Below are 1,870 nucleotides of genomic sequence, written 5' to 3' on the forward strand. Positions count from 1 at the left end.
GATGGGAATTCTCTAAAGTTCAGTTGTCGGCAACAAGCACGACTTAACCAAACAGGATTATGACCATGAAAACTTTTATCAAAACTATCGCTCTTAGCTCTTTACTTACTTGTTCAGCTGCTGCAATGGCTGATCAAAGTGATTACAAATTAATGGTTATCGAAACTGCCACAGCGCCACAGCCACTTGAGCAATCTTTTAACAGCTGTGCACTTAATGTTAAGTCAAAAAACTATGCACAAGCTGAAGAAGTTTGTACTAAAGCAATTGCGCTTTTAAAGGATGCTGACGCACCACGTTTTAAAGTACGCCAGCTTACTTCATACGCACTAAGTAACCGTGGTGTAGCGCGTTTGAAATCGAATAACGAAACAGCTGCATTAGCCGATTTGTACGAAGCTAACCAAATGTCTAACAGCACTATGGTATCGCACAACTTAAATCGCGCTAAAGAAGAGCTTTCTTTATAAGCTTTTAGCAAGCATATTTTAAAAAAAGCCCCAGCTAGGTTTAACCTGCTGGGGCTTTTTTGTGTTTATTTAAGGCACTTAGATTGTGTTTTTGTCAAATAAGCCAAAATTATTTTTAAAGGATTTTTGTTTCGGTAATTGAGCTGATTGAGATGTTGAACAGCTATTATTTGTTAATAGGTAGATCGCTTCGTTTAAAAGAGGGTCTTTTGTATCACCCCAATCTACGTTAATGGTGTCTTCGGCGTAACAATCTGCAGGTAAACCGTTAAAGTAGTCGCCATACCCCTCAGAATTCACCATTTTAAAGTTGATAGCGAATACTACATGGTCGCATAGCTTATTTATATCCATGCCGACGGGTTTACCTCTAGTGCTAGTCCCTACAACCTGAACGTCTATGTGAGGCTTTAGTGCATTAATTACTAGTTCGCTAGACGATGCTGTTTGCTCAGTGGTTAATACCACAACGCGAGGTAAGTTTAGGCGTGGTTTGTTATTGCTTAATTCAAAGTTTACGCTATTAGCGCTACGATTTTTATTGTACTCATAGCTAAACATAGGTTTACCTAAAACTTGCTCTGCGGCTATTTGGCTTGCTAGTTGTTTTGCTATATTTATGTAACCACCGCCGTTGTAACGTAAATCAAGTACAAGCTCGGTTATGTTTTCCTGTTCGAATAATGAAAATGTCCCATCTAGGTCTTGTGCACTGCGTTCTACAAAACTATTGAATACTAGGTAGCCAACTTTACCTTTAGTGGTTTCTAAAATGCGTGTATCTAGTATTGTGTTGCTGTTAACGGTTGAGCGAGACATGGTACCTGTTTGTTCCTCACCGTTTAGATCTAACCAGGTTACATCGACTGTGTAGCCTTCTTCATTTGGGCCTAATACAGCATCGTAATCAAAAGTGTTGTTAGCTATTGCCTCTTCAATATTGATGCCATTCATAGTGGTGATTAATGAGCCTCTTGTTAAACCCATAGCAGCAGCATTACCATCATCAAAAACATATCTTACAAGTAAACCGTTAGCCATAACTTTATTTGATAGACCATAACCAAAGTAACTCGCATTAATATATTGGTCTTCATATTCCTGCGCAGTAACTGCATAGCTGTATTCATCTAGTTCTACTTGCGAGCGAACTTCGGTCAATAAATCGTTTAATGATTCAAATGTTGATGGATTGGTTGAGGTATTTAACTGATCGTTCCAGAGGTAATCTGCTTGAAGGTAATCCCACAAAGCTTCGTTTTGTGCAGTTTGAGATTCACATACAAGCGGATCAGAACTAATTACTTGCCCTTCGTTTTCTGAACCACCACACGCGCTTAATATACATAATGTGCTTGCAAAAAAAATATTTTTGTTTTTTATTCATGACATTCCTTGTT

General features: G+C 38.4%; 2 protein-coding genes. One reads left to right on the forward strand and one right to left on the reverse strand.

From position 1 onward, the window contains the following. Positions 1 to 65 precede the first annotated feature (65 nt). On the forward strand, positions 66 to 470 hold the full coding sequence (locus tag P20480_RS07150) for a hypothetical protein (protein WP_006792271.1): 405 nt from the start codon (positions 66 to 68) through the stop codon (positions 468 to 470). Positions 471 to 548: 78 nt separating this feature from the next. On the opposite strand, the gene P20480_RS07145 is transcribed toward P20480_RS07150, so the two are convergent. Beyond that, positions 549 to 1,853: a S41 family peptidase gene (locus P20480_RS07145; protein ID WP_370587957.1), complete on the reverse strand. Its 1,305-nt coding sequence runs from the start codon at positions 1,851 to 1,853 to the stop codon at positions 549 to 551. Between the last annotated feature and the right edge of the window lie 17 nt (positions 1,854 to 1,870).

The organism is Pseudoalteromonas sp. BSi20480, from assembly GCF_000241365.1.
Lineage (GTDB): Bacteria > Pseudomonadota > Gammaproteobacteria > Enterobacterales > Alteromonadaceae > Pseudoalteromonas > Pseudoalteromonas marina.

Excerpts from the sequence above, each read along its gene's own strand:
- P20480_RS07150 (WP_006792271.1), top strand. The coding sequence starts at position 66 with ATGAAAACTTTTATCAAAACTATCGCTCTTAGCTCTTTACTTACTTGT.